General features: G+C 40.2%; 13 protein-coding genes. 9 read left to right on the forward strand and 4 right to left on the reverse strand.

Features of this window, described 5'->3' with window-relative positions:
- The first annotated feature begins 174 nt into the window (after nt 1-174).
- The 4 genes from H561_RS0106510 to H561_RS0106525 all read left to right on the forward strand — a co-directional run bounded on the left by H561_RS0106510 (nt 175) and on the right by H561_RS0106525 (nt 3881).
- The gene (locus H561_RS0106510; protein WP_027386275.1) at nt 175-912 is read left to right on the forward strand and encodes a rhamnogalacturonan acetylesterase; all 738 of its coding nucleotides are present in this window, start codon (nt 175-177) and stop codon (nt 910-912) included.
- A 160-nt stretch (nt 913-1072) separates the two neighbouring features.
- Nucleotides 1073-1414: a cupin domain-containing protein gene (locus H561_RS0106515; protein ID WP_027386276.1), complete on the forward strand. Its 342-nt coding sequence runs from the start codon at nt 1073-1075 to the stop codon at nt 1412-1414.
- Nucleotides 1415-1479: 65 nt separating this feature from the next.
- Nucleotides 1480-2379 carry an alpha/beta hydrolase gene (locus H561_RS22140; RefSeq protein ID WP_034761496.1) on the forward strand — a complete coding sequence of 300 codons (900 nt, stop codon included), beginning with the start codon at nt 1480-1482 and terminating at the stop codon, nt 2377-2379.
- A 386-nt stretch (nt 2380-2765) separates the two neighbouring features.
- Nucleotides 2766-3881: a pectate lyase family protein gene (locus H561_RS0106525; RefSeq protein ID WP_027386277.1), complete on the forward strand. Its 1116-nt coding sequence runs from the start codon at nt 2766-2768 to the stop codon at nt 3879-3881.
- Nucleotides 3882-3996: 115 nt separating this feature from the next.
- Here the strand turns inward: H561_RS0106525 and pelA are convergent, their stop codons facing one another.
- Complete coding sequence (gene pelA / locus H561_RS0106530; protein WP_027386278.1) at nt 3997-5022, reverse strand: pectate lyase; 1026 nt, start codon at nt 5020-5022, stop codon at nt 3997-3999.
- Nucleotides 5023-5032: 10 nt separating this feature from the next.
- The gene (locus tag H561_RS0106535) at nt 5033-6166 is read right to left on the reverse strand and encodes a DUF4861 family protein (protein WP_228372229.1); all 1134 of its coding nucleotides are present in this window, start codon (nt 6164-6166) and stop codon (nt 5033-5035) included.
- Between the two features lie 377 nt (nt 6167-6543).
- Between H561_RS0106535 and H561_RS0106540 the strand changes: the two genes are divergently transcribed.
- The 5 genes from H561_RS0106540 to H561_RS0106565 all read left to right on the forward strand — a co-directional run bounded on the left by H561_RS0106540 (nt 6544) and on the right by H561_RS0106565 (nt 15803).
- Nucleotides 6544-7947 carry a glycoside hydrolase family 28 protein gene (locus tag H561_RS0106540; RefSeq protein ID WP_027386280.1) on the forward strand — a complete coding sequence of 468 codons (1404 nt, stop codon included), beginning with the start codon at nt 6544-6546 and terminating at the stop codon, nt 7945-7947.
- Between the two features lies 1 nt (nt 7948).
- The gene (locus H561_RS0106545; RefSeq protein WP_027386281.1) at nt 7949-11614 is read left to right on the forward strand and encodes a DUF4450 domain-containing protein; all 3666 of its coding nucleotides are present in this window, start codon (nt 7949-7951) and stop codon (nt 11612-11614) included.
- Between the two features lie 8 nt (nt 11615-11622).
- The gene (locus H561_RS0106550; protein ID WP_027386282.1) at nt 11623-13758 is read left to right on the forward strand and encodes a glycoside hydrolase family 65 protein; all 2136 of its coding nucleotides are present in this window, start codon (nt 11623-11625) and stop codon (nt 13756-13758) included.
- A gap of 428 nt (nt 13759-14186) precedes the next feature.
- Nucleotides 14187-15233 carry a GntR family transcriptional regulator gene (locus tag H561_RS0106560; protein WP_027386283.1) on the forward strand — a complete coding sequence of 349 codons (1047 nt, stop codon included), beginning with the start codon at nt 14187-14189 and terminating at the stop codon, nt 15231-15233.
- A 126-nt stretch (nt 15234-15359) separates the two neighbouring features.
- Nucleotides 15360-15803 carry a nuclear transport factor 2 family protein gene (locus tag H561_RS0106565; RefSeq protein WP_027386284.1) on the forward strand — a complete coding sequence of 148 codons (444 nt, stop codon included), beginning with the start codon at nt 15360-15362 and terminating at the stop codon, nt 15801-15803.
- Nucleotides 15804-16034: 231 nt separating this feature from the next.
- Here the strand turns inward: H561_RS0106565 and H561_RS0106570 are convergent, their stop codons facing one another.
- Entirely contained in the window at nt 16035-17186 is a 1152-nt protein-coding gene (locus H561_RS0106570; protein ID WP_027386285.1) for an alpha-hydroxy acid oxidase, read from the reverse strand.
- A gap of 3 nt (nt 17187-17189) precedes the next feature.
- The gene (locus tag H561_RS0106575) at nt 17190-18578 is read right to left on the reverse strand and encodes an FGGY-family carbohydrate kinase (protein ID WP_027386286.1); all 1389 of its coding nucleotides are present in this window, start codon (nt 18576-18578) and stop codon (nt 17190-17192) included.
- Between the last annotated feature and the right edge of the window lie 150 nt (nt 18579-18728).

The raw sequence follows: 18728 nt of genomic DNA on the forward strand, positions 1-18728 counted from the left end.
GAAAATTCTATTGTTTAAGCGCGGGATAGCTATTGAAATAAAACAGAAATATTCAATCCGCGCGAGTTTAGAATTTTTAGAGAAAAGAATTCATTTTTAGCGGAAGTTTCCAAGTCTTGAACTTTTGTTTCTTTTGTTTCAAGACAAAAGAATTTAATTAAAAAATTATATACAATGAATAAAAAACTTACTCTCCTATTTTTATTTTTATCAATAATCGTATTTGCCCAAAAAAAACCGACCCTGTTTTTAATCGGTGACTCCACTATGGCCAACAAGGAGAACCCCGATAAAAACCCGGAACACGGTTGGGGGCAGGTATTGCCTCAGTTTATGACATTGGACATCGAAATCCAGAATCACGCGATGAACGGGAGAAGCTCAAAAAGCTTCAGGACGGAAGGGAGATGGGATAAAGTGGAAAAGCAGCTTAAAAAAGGGGATTTCGTGATAATTCAATTCGGTCATAATGATCAGAAAGTCAATGATTCCACAAAATTTACCAATCCTTATACGCAATACAGAGCCAATCTGGAAAGATATGTGAATGAAGCGAGGGCAAAAGGGGCAACCCCCATTCTGATGACATCCATTGTCAGAAGAAACTTCAATGAAAAAGGTGTTCTGATCGATACGCACAAGGAATATCCTTTGGTGGTAAGAATGGTGGCCAATGACCTGAAAGTGCCTTTTGTGGATATGCAGTTGCTGACCGAACAAATGGAAATTGCGTACGGCCCGGAAAATTCCAAAAAGCTGCATCTGCATTTCAAGGAAGGGGAAGAACCCTATTATTCTAAAGCAAAAGATGACGACACGCATTTGTCGAGATTGGGTGCTGAAACCGTGGCGAAATTAGCCTTGAAAGATTTGAAGCGTTTGAAAATAGGATTGGAAAAATATATTAAATAATAATTCCGTGGTTCCCATAAATCATATGGATTTTCACAGATTCAAGAAAAAGATCTGCGAAATCTGCGGGAGAACATATTAATTTAAATACATCGTTTATATTCCTACGGAACGACAGTTATAAATAAAATTTAATTTAATAAAATTCAAAAAATAAAATATGAATTTCAAAAAAGAACCTTTCTTCGACGGCAATTCCGAATGGGAAGATTTAGGAGCCGGAGTTTCACGGCAATTCGTAGGATATAATTCACAGGTAATGATGGTGATTGTGAAATTTGAAAAAGATGCCATCGGAGCTTTGCATCAGCATTTTCATTCGCAGATTACGTATGTTGCTTCCGGAAAGTTTGAAGTAACGGTTGACGGTGAAGTTAAAATTTTACAGCAGGGCGACGGATTTTTCGCCCAGCCCAATATTTTCCACGGTGTAAAATGCCTGCAAGCAGGACAATTGATTGATGCGTTCACGCCGTTCAGGGAAGATTTCCTTAAAGATTAATTTCTTTTATTAAAACTTAATATTCTCAATTTTAAAAACCGGTTAGGTTGAGCCAATATACCTTCATGAAGAAATCCATTTTCATCTTAATCATTTTTCTTTTCACTCAGTTCCCTGCCCAGGAAAAAATCTCAGTCTGGCCAAAAGGCCAGATGCCGAACTCCAAAGGATTGCAGTTGAAAACCGAAGAAAAAGACGGCAGGATCGTACAGATCAAGGAAACCGAACTTTTTGCATTTTTGCCTCCCAAAGAAGACAGAAAACAGATGTCCGTCATTATCATTCCCGGTGGCGGATATTACAAGCTTACTTACGACCTGAACGGTTTCCAGATTGCAAAATGGTTCAATACGTTAGGGATTTCTGCTTTTGTTTTAAATTACAGGCTTCCGATTTCTCCTGATGTGAAGCAGAGTGAACTCGCGCCGTTACAGGATATTCAGGCGGCTATAAAATACCTCAGAAAAAATGCGGAACACTATGGCATTTCGCCCGATCAGGTCGGTGTTATAGGAACTTCGGCGGGCGGACATTTAGCCGCAATGGTGAGCAATATCCCTACAGATTATACCGGATTAAAAGGCGATTGGACAATGATTCCTACCATTCCGGATTTTGCGATTCTGGTTTCTCCGGTGATCGATATGGGGGAATTTGCACATGTGGGAAGCCGCAACAGTCTGCTGGGTGAAAATGCTTCTCCGGAAAAAATCAAAGAATATTCTATGCAGAACCGGGTGACGGAGAAAACTCCGCCTACCCTTTTGGTTCACGCACAAAACGACAAAACCGTTCCGGTAATGAACAGCATTTTGTACTATCAGTCCATGACAAAAAATAAAGTAAAAGGGGCCTTATTTATTTTCCCTGAAGGAGAACATAAAATCGGAATCATGAATAAAACCGAACTGACGGACAACTGGAAAACATTATGCTCAGATTGGCTTAAAACGATAATTAAATAGTAATTCTGAATTGGGTTAAAAAAAATTGTTGATATACAAGCGTCACTTCGATTTCTATGATATAAGCAAGCTATTTTCATACACAGAATTACTTTTTATCAAAGCATAAACTCTGTGTATATTTTATTTCTAATTGCATTTAAAACAGACATCTATATTATTGAAAGTTTTTCCTTGGGGAAAAACTTTTATTTTTTAACCTAAACCCCAAATGAAATCATTATATCATAAAATAAATAACATAATTTATAAATTGAATAATATGCAACCGATTTAACATATAAAATATTCAATATTATAATTATATAAATATAAACATGTTAAAATATAAAAGTTTTTAATAATTATTCTATAATTTCATGTATGACAAATAAAATAATACCATTATGAAAATTAACATCAAAGCTATTCTTTCTACGATGGCTCTAAGCACCGCTTTCGCATTTATTGGATGCGGACAGGAAGACCTTAAAAGTCAGCTTACCGAAAATCCTAATGAGGATAATCTCAGAAATTCACTGTCAGCCAGAACGGTTGTTCCGCTGGCCAACTGTGTGGCGCCGGGGTGGGCCTCATTAAACGGCGGAACGACCGGAGGCGGAACGGCTGCTGAAACAACGGTTACCAATTACGCCCAATTAAAAGCCGCGATTGAAAATACGGCTGTAAAAGTGATTAAAGTAACAGGAACCATCACTATTACTGCCCGTTTATCTCTTCAGGATCAAACCGGAAAAACGATTTACGGGACAAACGGGGCGAAATTGGTATCTGCCAATCAGACCAAAGACGGTTCGGGAATCATCAACATTAAAAGATGCAACAATATCGTTGTCAGAAACCTTATTTTTGAAGGTCCGGGAGCTTATGATACGGACGGTTGGGATAACGCAATCCTGGACGACTGTAAAAATGTCTGGATCGACCATTGTGAATTCAGGGACGGCGTAGACGGGAATTTTGACATTAAAAACAAATCCGATTATGTTACGGTTTCTTACACGAAATTCCATTACTTAAAAGCTCCAAAACCGGGAGGATCGGGTGGAACGGATGACCACCGATTTTCAAACCTCATCGGTTCCAGTGATGGTGCCACGGCTGATGCCGGGAAACTGAACGTCACTTTTGTCCGTTGCTGGTGGGCTCCGGGATGTAAAGAGCGTATGCCGAGAGTAAGATACGGGAAAATTCATATCCTGAACAGCTACTTCAACAGCTCTGCAAGCAATAAATGTATCGCAGCGGGAGTACAGGCTAATATTCTTGTGGAAAGAAACGTATTTGAAAACGTAAAAGAACCGATCAATCTGATGAGTGGCTTTACCGCTGTAACCCAGACAGGAAATAGTTTCATCAACGTAACCGGTAACACGGCAGGAAGCGGTACGGCATTCACCCCTTCCTACACCATTGTAAAACTGGCCGTAGGTGACGTGAAAGCAGAGGTGACGGCAAATGCAGGCGCAACATTAACGGGAAATATCTGTAACACCCTTTAAATCAATTTAAATATATTAAAATAAACAGGAAAGACTGAGAAATTCTCAGTCTTTTTTATGCAGATGCCTAATTTATTCAATATCATTTAACATTTCTGTCAATCTGAATGATCTATTAATCAGCAAGTTTATTCTTTTCCAGCCACTTCGGATATTCTTTATTAATCAGCTTGCCGGCAAAATCGCCGTACCAGCTGTATCCGTTTCTCCGTTCTTCGGAAACCTCGTAATAATTATATTTTACACTTCCGTCACGGTCGCCGAAAAGCGGTTTATTGGTTACTATATCATAAAACCTTGCCCAGATGACAGAATTTTTGTCTTCCGCCAATACCCTTATCGTTTTACCATTCTGTTTGGCCACATTGTAGCTGTACCCTTCGATATCATTTGCCGAAAACCATCGTATAGCCGATTTTACAGACTTTTCAATTTCAGGAGTCACGACAGGCTGCATCATCAGAAATCTTACAATGCCCACTGATTCTGCAGTGGCCAGTGAAACAGGCTCAAAAGCTCGGGCTTTATCGGGCTGCAGGGTAATTTCATTGTATTGGTCAGCCCAGATCGACGGAACCCCTTTCTGTAAAACCTGAGTCTTTAAGATGCATTCGATCCCTTTTTGGACGGCAATTTTTGATTTTTCTTTCAATTTAGGATCAATAATATCAAAACCATTTTTCCCTTCCGCAACATTATAGAGAACCGTCAGTGCGTTGATCATGGCATTGTCATTATACGTCACCTGTTTTCTGTACAGTCCTGTATTCGGGTAATACTGTGGGAAACCTCCGTTTTTATACTGCATCAGCAGAAGATAGCGGATTCCTTTTTCGGCAGACTTCAGATAATCCGGATTTTTTGTGGCAGCGTACGCTTTTATTAAAGCATTGATTTCTCTTGAAGTCGCATTGTTGTCAATCGTTGCATGATCGTCGCCCGTAGATTTTATCTTCTTCAGGAGCATTTTATCAACCGGCAGGTCATAATTCACTACCGATTTATCTTCAAGCTGCTTTCCCCAGCCTCCGACCGGAAGCTGATACAGAAGCATTTTTTCAGCCAGCGTATCTTTCTTTATCTGGGCGGAAAGATTAACGGCTATCAATCCTAAAGTCAGGGTATAGAGTTTAAATTTCATGATGATTTGATTATTTAATTTTTACCGATAAAGGGTTTGCCATGATCTGAGCCTGTTTCTGCAGCATCTTTTCCCAGTCTTCCTGTGTCTGAACCTCACCTGCTTTCTGCCATGCAAATCCTGCGTAATAGGTCAGCTTTTTCTGAGGTTTTGTTACAATCAGCAGGTTACTCTGGTCCGGAGTTTCAGATTTAAAAGCAACAGACTTTTCAATAATTCCGGGACTTACAACCACACCTTCCCCTACAAAAGCATCATCAATTTTCTCCCAGTGCAGGTAGTATCCGCTTCTGTCATTTAGTTTCGTAAGACCTTCATTTTTATGCAAACTGATGCCTACCGTGTAATTCGGGACCGGTTTCTGAGATTCAAATTGAGATTCAAACTTAGAAAAATGAGAACCCAAATCCAATGAAATCCGTTTCGTTTCTTTCACTCCAAATTCACTCCACGGACTGTAAGTTAATTCAAAAACTGTTCGCAGAGGACCTTCGGCAATAGTTTTGGAAGTGACAAAATTTTGGGAAACCTGCAGTTTATCATTCATCCAGATCCCGACTCCGCCTGTTCCACGGCTGTCTCCCACGTAATATGGGTCGTAGCCCTCGCCTCTCGTATCTTTGTGATAATACATAGGATCGGTAAGATATCCTCTGTACCATTTGTTGATAACCGGCTGGTCTGTTCTTTTAAGCCAGATATCAACCCCGCTGGAAAGTGTGCTTCCTTTCACGCCTGCCAGAGCTTCTTTCTGACCTTTCGGGCCGTATACCCTGAACGCCACTCTATCATTTTCCCAGGTATAATCGTCCGCTCTTTCCGGAACCAATCTTGAAAAGGTTGAAATCCTGCTTTCGGGGACCGGGTTTTTTACATCTGCAAATAAGGTATAGGTACTTGTCTTTTTAGCATCAATAATGGCCTGGAACAGCAGCTCATCATTTCTGCCGTCGCCGTCATAATCGATCCACTGCACAGGAAGTGAATTTCCGTTGCTGTCTTTTATCCTAAGGTCAGCTTCTTTGTTTTTATTTAAAAAGGATTTTAAATCTGAAACGGGAACGGCAACCACTTCATTCCGTGGAAAACCCAGATTATTTTTCACCTGAATTGAAGTCTGCCCATATAACACGCTAATATTCATGCAACCGATTGCACAAATACCAGTAATTATTAACTTTTTAACGATAACCATAGTTTGTTTCATTAATTGATCTATCAAAAATATAAATAATATGATAAGTATATCCATTAATTTTTATAAAATAAACCTGATAAATAATACATTAAACACTTTATGAATATTTATCAGTATTTAATATAAAACTCGAAACAGTATCCTCACTAAAAATATAACATATTTAATATCTTTGGAATTATGCAATCGATTAACTTTAATATACTGATAAATGACAGTACCGACAGTGCAGGATAATTTTTTATTCCAATTGATTTAGATTGCGATGAATAAAGGAATTAATTAAAGACAGACTCTTTTAAATCAAACCATTTGCAGACCTTATGAAAAAGCTTACCTTATTTCTCCTCGTATTTTTACTATCCATACCGCTATCGGCTCAATATCAACCGTGGACTTCCGCAAAGCAGCCTTTAAAAGAAATCAAAGCTTTAAAAAAGCAAATCAAAAAACCGAAATTCAGAAAAGTGGATTATCTGGTGACCGATTTTGGAGCAGTAGGTGACGGAAAAACCAAAAATACGGAAGCTTTCAAAAAAGCGATTGAAAAGTGCAGCGCTGAAGGCGGCGGAAGAGTTGTCGTTCCAAATGGTGTTTTCTTAACGGGAGCTATTTATCTGGAATCCAACGTCAATCTTCATTTAAGCGACGGCTCAACCATTTTATTTAGCCAGGCCAGCAATGACTACCCTATTGTTTTCACGCGTTGGGAAGGAATGGAATGTATGAACTATTCATCCTTAATTTACGCTTACGAAGAAGAAAATATCGCCGTAACCGGAAAAGGAACGTTGGACGGAAATTCTGACAACGACCACTGGTGGTTCTGGTGTGGTGCCACAAAATACGGCTACAATGAATCGCGTCCGGGAAGACAGAATCCTGCCCGTGCCAAGCTTCACGAATATATGGCGCAGAGAAAACCTGCCAGAGAAAGGATTTTCGGTGACGGGTATTATTTGAGACCCAATTTCGTTCAGCCTTACAAGTCTAAAAATTTCTATATGGCGGATGTTTTGGTGAAAAATTCACCGATGTGGAACCTGAATCCTGTTTTGTGTGAAAATGTTTTGATTGAAAGGGTAAAAGTTATCAGCCACGGCCCCAACAACGACGGTTTCGACCCTGAAGCCTGCAAAAATGTGTGGATTAAAGACTCCTATTTTGATACCGGAGACGACTGTATCGCCATCAAATCAGGCAGAGACGAAGACGGAAGAGACATCGGAAGACCTGCCGAAAACCACATCATCGAAAACTGTGAAATGAAAGACGGTCACGGCGGTGTCGTGATTGGAAGTGAAATCGCAGGCGGCGCGAAAAATATTTATGCCATCGGAAACGTAATGGACAGCAAGAATCTTGACCGTGCTTTGAGAATTAAAACCAGCTCAAGCCGTGGCGGAATCATCGAAAATGTGTTTTTCTACAACACAAAAGTAGGAGCTTACAAGGAAGCAGCGGTTCGTTTCAATATGCATTACGAAAAGCCTGGAAATCATATTCCGACCATCAGAAATATCTGGGTGGAGAATTTAACTGTGGACAAAGGCGGAAAGTATGCCGTATTTTCTGATGCCTACGAATCTTCTCCGGTAACGGATTTCACAATGATTAATGCTAAAATGACCGGCGTTGAAATTCCTTATAAAGTAGATTACTTAAAAAATGTAACTCTTAAAAATGTAACCGTTAACGGACAGCCATTAACCGAGTTAAAACCGTAAAATGCGAAGAAAAACCATTTTCGCCGGACTTCTGGTTTTATCGGCATTCTCACTCTCCTATTCCCAGTCGAAACACTGGCAGAATAACGAGCGTGAGTTGCATTACAAAGAAGACAGAGGCGATTTTTTATTGGTCAACGGAAAGTACAGATTCAACCGTGCTTTGTACGGAGATAACCGTGCTTCAAGAGTTGAAACCGGAGATTTGCCGGAATTTGCACTCTATCTTCCGGGAATGGGCGGCAATCTTCAGTTTGTGATTCAGAAAGGAAATTCGATTAAGAAATTAATTCAGGCTGATCAAATTGAAACACGTTACCGACCGGGTTCGATGCTGTATGAAATTAAAGACCCGATTCTTGGAACCGGAACTTTAAAACTGACCGTTTTGGCGCAGGCCAAGGAAGAAGGTTTGGTTTTAAAAATGGAAACTGTGAACGTAGATTCTTCAACAAAAATTTACGCAGTTTACGGTGGCGCTAGTGGAACAACTTTCAGCAGAAACGGCGACATCGGCGCAGACCCGGAATCCGGATTTTATCTGTTGCCCGAATATTGTCTGAACAATCAGTTTCAGTTGAATAAAAATCAGTTTCAACTCAATTATTTAAATAAGAAAAAAGAAACTCAAACCGTTTACGGAAGTTTTTCAAATGTCAGTTCATTACAGCAAACCGATGCGACGACTTTAGAAAAATTAGCTGAGTTTACTCAAAATAAAACAGACAAATATCCGATTGTCTACGCTTTGTATTCTTCACAAAAGCAACCGGTTCATATTCAGGTTGCCAAAGGAAAATCAGATAAAAATTTTTCGGATGAAGATTTGAAAAACATTTTCAATGAAGCGAAACAATCCCGTTTGACATTAACGAATAGAATTCAGCTGAGAACTCCGGATGCCGATCTGACTCAGTTCGGAGCCAATTTAGCCGTTGCTGCGGACGGAATCTGGGAAAGCCCAACCTTTCTTCACGGTGCTGTTGCCTGGAGAATGCGACTGAATGCGTGGCGTGGTGCGTACACAGCCGATGCGTTGAACTGGCACGACAGAGCGAAAGAACACTTCGAAAGCTATGCCAATTCGCAGGTTTTAAAACCCGATTTTGCACCGGTAGAAATGGATACGATGCGTCATCTTGCCCGACACGAGGAAAAAATGGGAACTTCCGTTTTTTCAAGCGGCTATATTTCCAGAAATCCGAATGACAACACAAAACCGCATCATTACGATATGAACCTTGTGTTTTTTGACCAGATGTTTTCGCATTTCAATTACACCGGCGACAAAGAATTTTTGAAAAAAATGTGGCCGACGATGGTTCGCCATATGGATTGGGAAAAACGAAATTTCAAGCGCGGTGATTTGTATGACGCCTATGCTGCAATTTGGGCGAGTGATGCACTGCAATATTCGGGTGGAAAAGTAACGCATACTTCAGCCTATAATTACAGAGCCAACCGTGAAATGGCAAAACTGGCAAAAATTATTGGCGAAAATCCACAGCCTTATGAAAAGGAAGCTGATGTTATTTTAAAGGCAATGAAAAACCAACTTTGGATTAAAGATAAAGGTTATTTTTCTGAATACAAAGATGCCTTGGGCAATCAAATTGTTCACGACAAACCGGGAATCTGGTCGATTTATCACGTTTCCGATGCATTTATTCTGAATGAATTTGAGGATTATCAAAACTTACAGTACATTAATAATTATACGCCTAAAATTCCGGTGACTGTAAAAGGAGAGAAAGATAAAAACTATTATACACTCTCCACAACCAATTGGCAACCATACGATTGGTCGATTAACAATGTGGCTTTGGCGGAAAATTTACAGACCGCTTTAGCGTATTGGCAAGCAGGAAGAAACGAAGATGCCTACCGACTTTGGAAGGGAAATCTGGTGGAGTCGATGTATTACGGCATCAGTCCGGGGAATTTTGAGCAGCTTTCTTATTACGATGCGTTTCGAGGAGAATTGTACAGGGATTTTGCCGACCCGATTGGTGTGGCATCAAGAACTTTGACAGAAGGACTTTTTGGCGTTAATCCTAATTTGTTGGAGAATAAAATCAGCATCAAACCGGGTTTCCCTAAGGACTGGAATTCTGCCAAACTGAAACTTCCGGATTGGGAATATCAGTTTACGAGAACTTCAAAAAAGACCGAGTATTTATTTACATCAAACTATCAAAATCCGGTGGTACTGGAAATGCAGATTCCTGTGAATGAGTCCAAAATCAAATCGGTGAAAGTAAACGGTAAAAAAGTGGATTGGAAGATTAAGCCCAATTCCATTCTGCAACCATTTGTTCAGTTTGAAACACCGAAAGGAAAAGATTTTAAAATTGAAATCTTTTATTCCGGAGAAGAATTAAAAAACGAAAAAACCGATTACATCAATTATATTTCTGAAAATCTTCAATTAAATTTCGATTCAAAAAAGAGAATTAAAAATATTTACGACCCACAAGGACTAATTAAAAATTCCCCTCCTCTGGAAATCGAGGAACGAGATTCGCCGAAACAAAACAAACAATCAATAAATAGTGAGGCACTGATGGAAAAGCGACCGAAGGGAGAAGACGGGGTGGTTAATCACAAGTTTGAACTTAACCAACAAGAAAGAAAAGGAACTTTCTTTGTTCAGTTTGAACAAAACGGAACAACCTGGTGGCAGCCTGTGAATGTGGATATCCGTTTTCCTTTGGAGGCAAAATGGGTAAATAAAAAATTGCAGATTCAATCCAAATCTTCCAATGTAATTAATGGAAAACTAACTGTTAATGGTTTAACTCAAACTTTTTCAGTTCAAAAAAATCAGAATACATCGATTGAAATTCCAACCAATATTTTAAGCAAAGGAACCAATTCAATTGAACTTGATTACAACGGAATCAAACAGAATATTGAAATCACCGACTGGAACATTGAGAATCAGGGACAATTTAACACCGTTTCATTAGCATCAAAATACAACGAAAAAGTGACTGAGATTTTCAATCAGAAATACCTTTCGCCAAGGATGGAAGTTCCGACTTTACAGCTTCCGTGGCAGGGAATCGGAAACTGGTGTTATCCGTTAATCACGGCTCAAATTAATGACAGCGGATTGATGAACAAAAGGAAAAACGGCAAAGTGGATTTCCTCGGCATTCCTTTTTTAATCGATAAAACCGACAAAAATATCACATTTGTGAGTCAGTGGGACAACTATCCGGTTTCTGTTGAAATCCCGGTTTCGGGTAAAGGAAAGAAAATCTATTTCCTGATGGCGGGTTCTACCAATCCGATGCAGTCGCAGATGGTAAACGGAACAATCACCGTTGAATATGCGGACGGTTCCACAACAAAACTGGAACTGAAAAACCCAACCAATTGGTGGCCGATTGAGCAGGATCTGTTTGATGACAATTTTGCATTTGAAATTCCGGATGATAAAATCCCGTACCGGGTACAACTAAAGACGGGAGAACTGTACAAAGGCGGAACTTTGAGCAAATATTCGAGTATCAAAGGGTTTACAGACCGACAGGTAGATGGCGGTGCCGCAACAATCCTGGATGTACCGATTGATCCGAATAAAGAATTGAAAACCATAAAACTAACGGCAGTGAGCAACGATGTGGTCATCGGAATAATGAGTGCCACTGTTCTTAAATAAATTTAAAAATGAAGAAAATTGCAATATATCTGAGTCTTTTCTGCATGGGATTTTCATCCTTACATGCCCAGAAGATTGACCGTAAAAAAGTGGTTCAGCGCCATAATGTGTTGAACACCAAAGCCGATACGCTTTCCACTTTGACGGTCGGGAACGGAAAATTTGCGTACACGGTGGATATCACCGGAATGCAGTCTTTTCCTGAATATTACAAAAATGGGGTTTCACTGGGAACCCAGTCTGAATGGGGATGGAACAGTTTTCCGAACAAAGAAAATTATAAGTTTGAGGAGACGCTAAAATCTTACGATTTTAATAATGACGGGCGTAAGGCCTTATACAGTGTGCAGTTGAAAGAGCCGGAACGGAATAAAGGAGCCGTTGAATATTATCGGGTGAATCAGTACCGCCTGCAGTTGGGGAACATCGGGATTGAATTAGTTAAAAAAGACGGTCAGAAAGCGAAAATTTCAGACCTGACCAACATCAATCAGAAAATTGATTTGTGGACCGGAATTATTACAAGCGAATTTTCATTGGAAGGAACTCCGGTAAAAGTCTCAACGGCTTCTTTCCAGAATTCAGATAAAATCGGAGTGAAAATTGAATCTGATTTAAATTCTCAAAACAGGTTAAAAGTTTTCGCCCGCTACCCTTCTCCGACCGGACAGTTTCTGGATGATGCCGCTTTTTACGGAAATGAAAATGATCACACTACAAAAATTATTTCCTCACAACCGACGCAGGGACTGATTCAGCATACGCTGCAAAGCACGGATTATTATACGCAGTTTAATTTTACGGAAGGAAAACTTCGTGAGGCCGGAAAACATTACTTTGTTTATGAGCCGTCTTCTAAAAACAAAACCATAGAGTTGAGCGTTGAATTTTCGGCAAAGCAACCGAAAAGCAGCAGAACTTTATTTGCCGATGCAGAGAAAGAAAGCATTTCAGGCTGGAAAAACTTTTGGGAAAGCGGTGCGGCCGTTGATTTTGAAGGAAGTACAGACCCGAGAGCCAATGAGCTTGAACGAAGAGTTGTGTTATCAGAATATTTAACCAAAGTACAGTGCGGCGGAAGCAATCCGCCTCAGGAAACAGGTTTAACTTTTAACAGCTGGTACGGAAAACCACACACCGAAATGCATTGGTGGCACGGCGTTCACTACGCTTTGTGGGGAAGGCCGGAAATTCTGGAGAAGCAGCTGGATTATTATTTCAGGACCTATGACAAAGCTAAAAAATTAGCCGAAAGACAAGGCTACAAAGGCGTACGCTGGATTAAAATGTCGGATAATGAAGGCAATGAAAGCCCGTCTTCCGTTGCTGCCTTCCTGATCTGGGAACAGCCGCATATCATTTATATGACCGAACTTCTGTACCGCAACAGCAAAGACAAAAAAGTGTTGGAGAAATATAAGGATTTGATTTTCGCAACGGCCGATTTTATGGCTGATTTTGCAACGTATGATAAAGAGAAAAACCGTTACAATTTAGGGAAAGGAGTCATTCCGGCACAGGAAGTTTTTCCTGCAAAAGATACGTACAATCCGACTTACGAAGTGGCATACTGGGACTGGGCACTGAAGACGGCTCAGCAGTGGAAAGAAAGACTGGGACAGCCGAGGAATAAAAAATGGGATGAGATAATCAATAAACTGGCTCCGCTTCCGGTTCAGAATGGCGTTTATTTATCGACAGAATCGGCAAAAGATTCTTTTACCTATCCGAAATGGATGACCGACCACCCGGCTGTATTGGGCGCATTGGGGATGGTCCCGGAATCTCCGAAACTGGACAAAAAAATAATGAAAAACACATTGGATATCGTTTGGGAACGATGGAACTGGGAGCATACCTGGGGCTGGGACTTCCCGATGACCGCGATGAATGCAGCAAGATTGGGGCTTCCGAATAAAGCTTTGGATGCTTTGTTTATGAATATCCAAACCAACACCTATCTGAAAAACGGTCATAATTTCCAGGACAAACGTCTTCGTATTTACCTTCCCGGAAACGGCGGCGTTCTGACGACCGTTGCGATGATGTTGGAAGGCTGGGACAATTCAACAGGACAGTTCCCCGGTTTCCCGAAAGACGGAAGCTGGAAAATAAAAGCGGAAGGATTTAAAAAAATGCCTTAAACAATTTCACATTCATATAGTTTTTTTTTAAGTCTGTCCTGAAAAGGGCAGGCTTTTTTGTTTGGGATTCCGGGATCGGGACCATCATTTATGCTTACCGGTAAAATGATGAATTAGCCATTGATACCATTTTCGTGAATTTTAAATAACTATTTAATATGGATATACGAAACCGTAAGAATGCAGCGTTTATATGAGAATAACATCCTGAATTTCCGGCTTCACTTTCAAAACCGGCATTTTCTGAACCTTAAGCACACATCAACACAAAAATATAATCTATTTAAAATGAATAACTTACCTCTATAATTTGATTTAATCAGGGTTATGTATCACATAACATAAATTTTTGTAACTTGTCTTCACTCATCATACGGTCTTGTTAACAGATTTTTTTAACTGAAACAATATCTTCTATCTAAAATATCATGTCAGATACACTTGAAATCAACATCAACGAAAACTCCAGGGTTCCGAAATACAAACAGATTGTAGATTCTATTCTGAACGGAATTGACGGAGGACAAATAAAAATCGGGGAAAAAATACCTTCCATCAATGAACTGAGCGAATCCTGTTTCCTCTCCAGGGATACGGTGGAAAAAGCCTACAAAGAACTTCGGAGAAGGCAGATCATTGAATCTGTAAAAGGTAAAGGATATTATATTTCCCGCATCAATAAAAACGATATCATCAATATTTTCTTTCTGATCAATAAGCCGAGTACATACAAAATGATGATCTACAATTATTTTGTCAATGCAATCGGGACCAAAGGTAATGTTGAGATGTACATTTACCACTGTGATGAAACGCTTTTCATCAACGCACTGAAAAAAAATCTTGGCGGCTTCGATTATTATGTCGTGATGCCGCATTTTCGGGACGAGCAGTCTAAGCATACAAGCTCTACCCAGGAAGTCCTGGACATGATTGAGCAGATCCCTAAAAACAAATTGCTGTTGCTGGACAATACCAAGCCCAACATTTCAGGGGAATACGGTTCTATTTTTCAGGATTTCGAACATGATATCTACAATGCTTTGGAAGAAGGCCTGGAGAAAATAAAGAAATATGAAAAAATCATTCTGGTGTATCCGGATAAATCCATTCATCCCTACCCTTTCCGTATTGTGCGGGGCTTTGAAAAATTCTGCGAGGATTTTAAGCTCGATTATGAAATTCTTGATGAAATTTATCCCGACATGGAGTTACAGGACAAGGATATTTTCATCACCATCCGCGAACGTGACCTGGTGAACCTGGTGAAACAGATCAGGCAGAAGAACCTGGTACTGGGGCAAGACATCGGAATCATTTCCTATAACGAAACGCCGCTTAAGGAACTGCTTGGAATTACAGTAATTACAACGGATTTCAAGGCGATGGGAGAATCTGCCGCCTATATGATTTTAAAGAACAAAAAAGAACAGGTAAACAATGTATTTAAATTTATCCAAAGAGATTCTTTATAAATTATTTTTTTAAATTTATTGAGCAATCGATTGCACTAAGTAACCGACCTTACTGTATGCTATTACTTAAGATCAATGTTACAAACTGAACATTTAAAATATATAAAGCTTAAAAAATATTTCATTATGATTAAAAAATTAATTTTTGCCATGGGTTTTCTGATGGTCATTATGGTATCCGGGCAGAAAAAGAATGACCGAGATGCGGTAACGGAGGCTGCTGAAAAGCTGAGATCCGCGATGATCAGCGGTGAAAAGTCAGCGTTGGAATCTTTGATTTTACCGGAGTTAACGTACGGACATTCCGGTGGGCATATCGATGACGCTACGGAATTTGTTGAAAAACTAGTCAGTAAAAAGTCAGATTTTCTGACCATTGATATTACCAACCAAAACATACAAATTGTTGGGAATACTGCGATTGTCCGCCACCATTTTTATGCGACGACTGCTGATTTGGGAAAAGCACCGGGCGATGTGACGCTGGATATCGTATTGGTTTGGGTAAAGGTCAAAAAAGACTGGAAGTTGCTGGCGAGACAGGCGGTAAAATCGGAGAAGAAAAAGTAAGTCATATTAAATTCGCAAATTTAGGTTTGCGAATTTTTTATTTTAAAACTTTATTCAATCATGGTTTTTAAAGTTAACGACAACCCGAATTGTAAGTTTTTCCAAAGTCTATCCTCTGAAATACAACAACTAACATTTGAACGAATAAATGAACGAAGAATATCCATTATACTTATTCTGAGATTCTTCCTTCGTCAGAATGACAAGCTGACTAAAATTGGTTTTAAAAAGCTACTTCACCCTAAAATTCTGCAGTTCCTCCGGTTTTTCACAGCAAACCTGCTCCATCACCTGTCTGAACTGCATTTTAAGCATTTCGATAATATGATCGCCGCCTTTGTCGCCCAAAGCTCCGACGGCATACATAAAGGTACGTCCCATAAAGGTAAATTCGGCACCGCAGCTTAAGGCACGGGCAATATCCGGACCGGTCCTTACGCCGCTGTCCATCATGATCTTGATCTGGCCTTTGTACTTTTCGCTGATTTCTTTGACCACGGCAATTGTGGATTCTCCGGCATCCAGCTGTCTTCCGCCGTGATTGGAGATGATCATTCCGTCAAATCCCAAGCGTACCGCTTCTGCGGCATCTTCATCGGAAGCAACACCTTTGATGACCAGTTTCCCTTTCCACTGGTCGCGGATAGCTTTGATCCTGTCTGAATTTAACCTGCCGGAAAACGTAGAGTTCATAAACTGTCCCAATTGCTTCACGTTCATGTTTTTATCCATGTATTTTTCCATCGTTTTAAAACTTGGAACGCCGTGTTTCAATATTTCCAGGCACCATTCGGGTCTTGCCAACGCTTGGGAAACATTCCTGAAATTCAGTTGCGGAGGCATAGCCAGGCCGTTCCTGATTTCTTTTGCCCGGTATCCGAAAGTCGGAACATCAGCCAAAACAACGAGGACATCATAACCCGAAGCTTCGCAGCGGTGGAGAATATCGTCACGAAGCCATTCTTCTCTCGGATGGTACAGCTGGTACCAGGCTTTTCCTTCGGTCAGTTCAGCAATTCTTTCCAGGCTGCTGGTCGTCACGGTGCTTAAAATAAAAGGAATATTGTGTTTAAAAGCTGCTTTTGCCAGAATTTCAGGTGCATTGGGCCACATCAACCCCTGCAGTCCGACAGGAGAAATCCCGAACGGGGCGGAATATTTTACCCCGAATAATTCCGTTTCCATATTGGCTTCCGCATAATGGTTGTTGAGGTAACGCGGACGGAGCAGAACTTCCCTCAGTTCGTTGGTATTCCGGTCCCTGTTGATGTTTTCGTTACAGCCGCCATCCAGATATTCGAAAGCGAAACGGGGCATTCTTTTTTTTGCTTTTTCGATCAGCAGTTCGAGGGAAGCATAGTTGGTATCAAATGGAAATGCCATGTTTTATAAATTAAGGATTAAGGGTTGGAGCACTTTCATCTGATAATGCTGCTGTAAAAAAGTTTCGTCTATTTTCTTGTTGGAAATCACCATCGACGCGCCCAATGCCGATCCCAGCGGAGAATGGGTTGACATCACATGGTAGTGCTGGAAATGGTGGGACATCAGTTTCATAAAGACATCGTTGTCCGTGAAACCACCGTCGATATAGATGTTTTTGATTTCTGAATTTCCGATGGCATTGGTAATCGTGTGAATCTGGAGATCCATCAATTCAATCATCAGTTGATGGTAGGCTTCTTCAAAGGTGGTGAATGAATTTAAGTCGGTTGCGGTAATCATTTTCCGCTTTAAGATAATCCCTTCAAAACGGAAATAGATATTTTTGTTTTTCATTAAACGCAGATACAGATCCTGGTCAAACTGTACTTCCCTGTGGAAACCGTATTCTTTTCCATAATAGGCACACAGCTTTTCAACCTGGATCTTATATTCATTCCCCATGAAAAAACGGGACGCTTTTACACGTTTACCGTCGATCCGCATATAATTCAGGCAGTTGTTTTCAATATCTTCATCCGTCAGGCTTTCGTCGTTAAAAGGATTCAGGGAAATACTCCAGGTCCCGGTTGAAAGCAGTAAAAACGGTTCTTTTTTACTTAAAATATAAGGGAGCAATGCGGAAGAACTGTCGTGAATCCCGACACCGATTTTCATTTTTTTATTTCTGTACGAGGTATTGATGCTCGCAGAAGTCGGGACAATAGGACCCAGTAAAGCATCGATCCCTTCTTCGTATACCCAGTCGTGATAATCTGCTTTATCGTAATCCCACAAATTGGTATGGCAGCCGATTGAAGTAAATTCCGAAACACAGATCCCGGTAAACAGATACGATAAATACTGGGGCAGATGAAGGCTGTACCGGATCTTTTTGAAGATTTCCGGATGCTTATATTTCAGCCAGAACAATTGCAGCCCTGAATTAAGCATTCCGGTCTGGGGCGATGCCGTTTCACGGGCAATTTTCAGCTTGCTTCCATGCTTTTCATAAAACAGGTCAAGGATTTCCTGATCCATCGGTTTGGTATAGTTATATAAAGGCGTCAGGACATTTCCTTTATGGTCCAGGTGCACAAAGCTGGCTCCGTATGTGGAAAAATTGATGGCTTTTACATCAAAGTTTTCATCTTCAAGCATGGCATTAAAATTATCCTTGATCCAGTTCTGCAGTGCGGCAAGATCTTCAGTGGGGTAACCATCTTCATCAGCAGTAAGAGGAAGCTCGGTATATTCACGCACCACTTCTTTGTAATTTTTATCGAATAAAAAAAACTTTTTATTGGTTTTCCCAATATCAAATACGATGGTTACCTTCTTTTTTTTGGACATTCCTGAGATGAATTAAATTTATAATAGAATGGGATTAGTTTTAGTAATGTTAAAACCATTAAGGAGTGTTTAGACAACAAAAATGCTGTAAGAAAAAATCCACTGATTCTTAAGCGGCAAGCAATGCCTGAAATCATGTTCATCTAAACA

The organism is Chryseobacterium gregarium DSM 19109 (assembly GCF_000430845.1).
Classification (GTDB): domain Bacteria; phylum Bacteroidota; class Bacteroidia; order Flavobacteriales; family Weeksellaceae; genus Chryseobacterium; species Chryseobacterium gregarium.

Coding starts and splice junctions, on each gene's coding strand:
- H561_RS0106525 (WP_027386277.1), top strand. CDS start 2,766: ATGAAAATTAACATCAAAGCTATTCTTTCTACGATGGCTCTAAGCACC.
- H561_RS0106515 (WP_027386276.1), top strand. CDS start 1,073: ATGAATTTCAAAAAAGAACCTTTCTTCGACGGCAATTCCGAATGGGAA.
- H561_RS22140 (WP_034761496.1), top strand. CDS start 1,480: ATGAAGAAATCCATTTTCATCTTAATCATTTTTCTTTTCACTCAGTTC.
- H561_RS0106575 (WP_027386286.1), bottom strand. CDS start 18,578: ATGTCCAAAAAAAAGAAGGTAACCATCGTATTTGATATTGGGAAAACC.
- H561_RS0106565 (WP_027386284.1), top strand. CDS start 15,360: ATGATTAAAAAATTAATTTTTGCCATGGGTTTTCTGATGGTCATTATG.
- H561_RS0106550 (WP_027386282.1), top strand. CDS start 11,623: ATGAAGAAAATTGCAATATATCTGAGTCTTTTCTGCATGGGATTTTCA.
- H561_RS0106540 (WP_027386280.1), top strand. CDS start 6,544: ATGAAAAAGCTTACCTTATTTCTCCTCGTATTTTTACTATCCATACCG.
- H561_RS0106560 (WP_027386283.1), top strand. CDS start 14,187: ATGTCAGATACACTTGAAATCAACATCAACGAAAACTCCAGGGTTCCG.
- pelA (WP_027386278.1), bottom strand. CDS start 5,022: ATGAAATTTAAACTCTATACCCTGACTTTAGGATTGATAGCCGTTAAT.
- H561_RS0106535 (WP_228372229.1), bottom strand. CDS start 6,166: ATGAATATTAGCGTGTTATATGGGCAGACTTCAATTCAGGTGAAAAAT.
- H561_RS0106545 (WP_027386281.1), top strand. CDS start 7,949: ATGCGAAGAAAAACCATTTTCGCCGGACTTCTGGTTTTATCGGCATTC.
- H561_RS0106570 (WP_027386285.1), bottom strand. CDS start 17,186: ATGGCATTTCCATTTGATACCAACTATGCTTCCCTCGAACTGCTGATC.
- H561_RS0106510 (WP_027386275.1), top strand. CDS start 175: ATGAATAAAAAACTTACTCTCCTATTTTTATTTTTATCAATAATCGTA.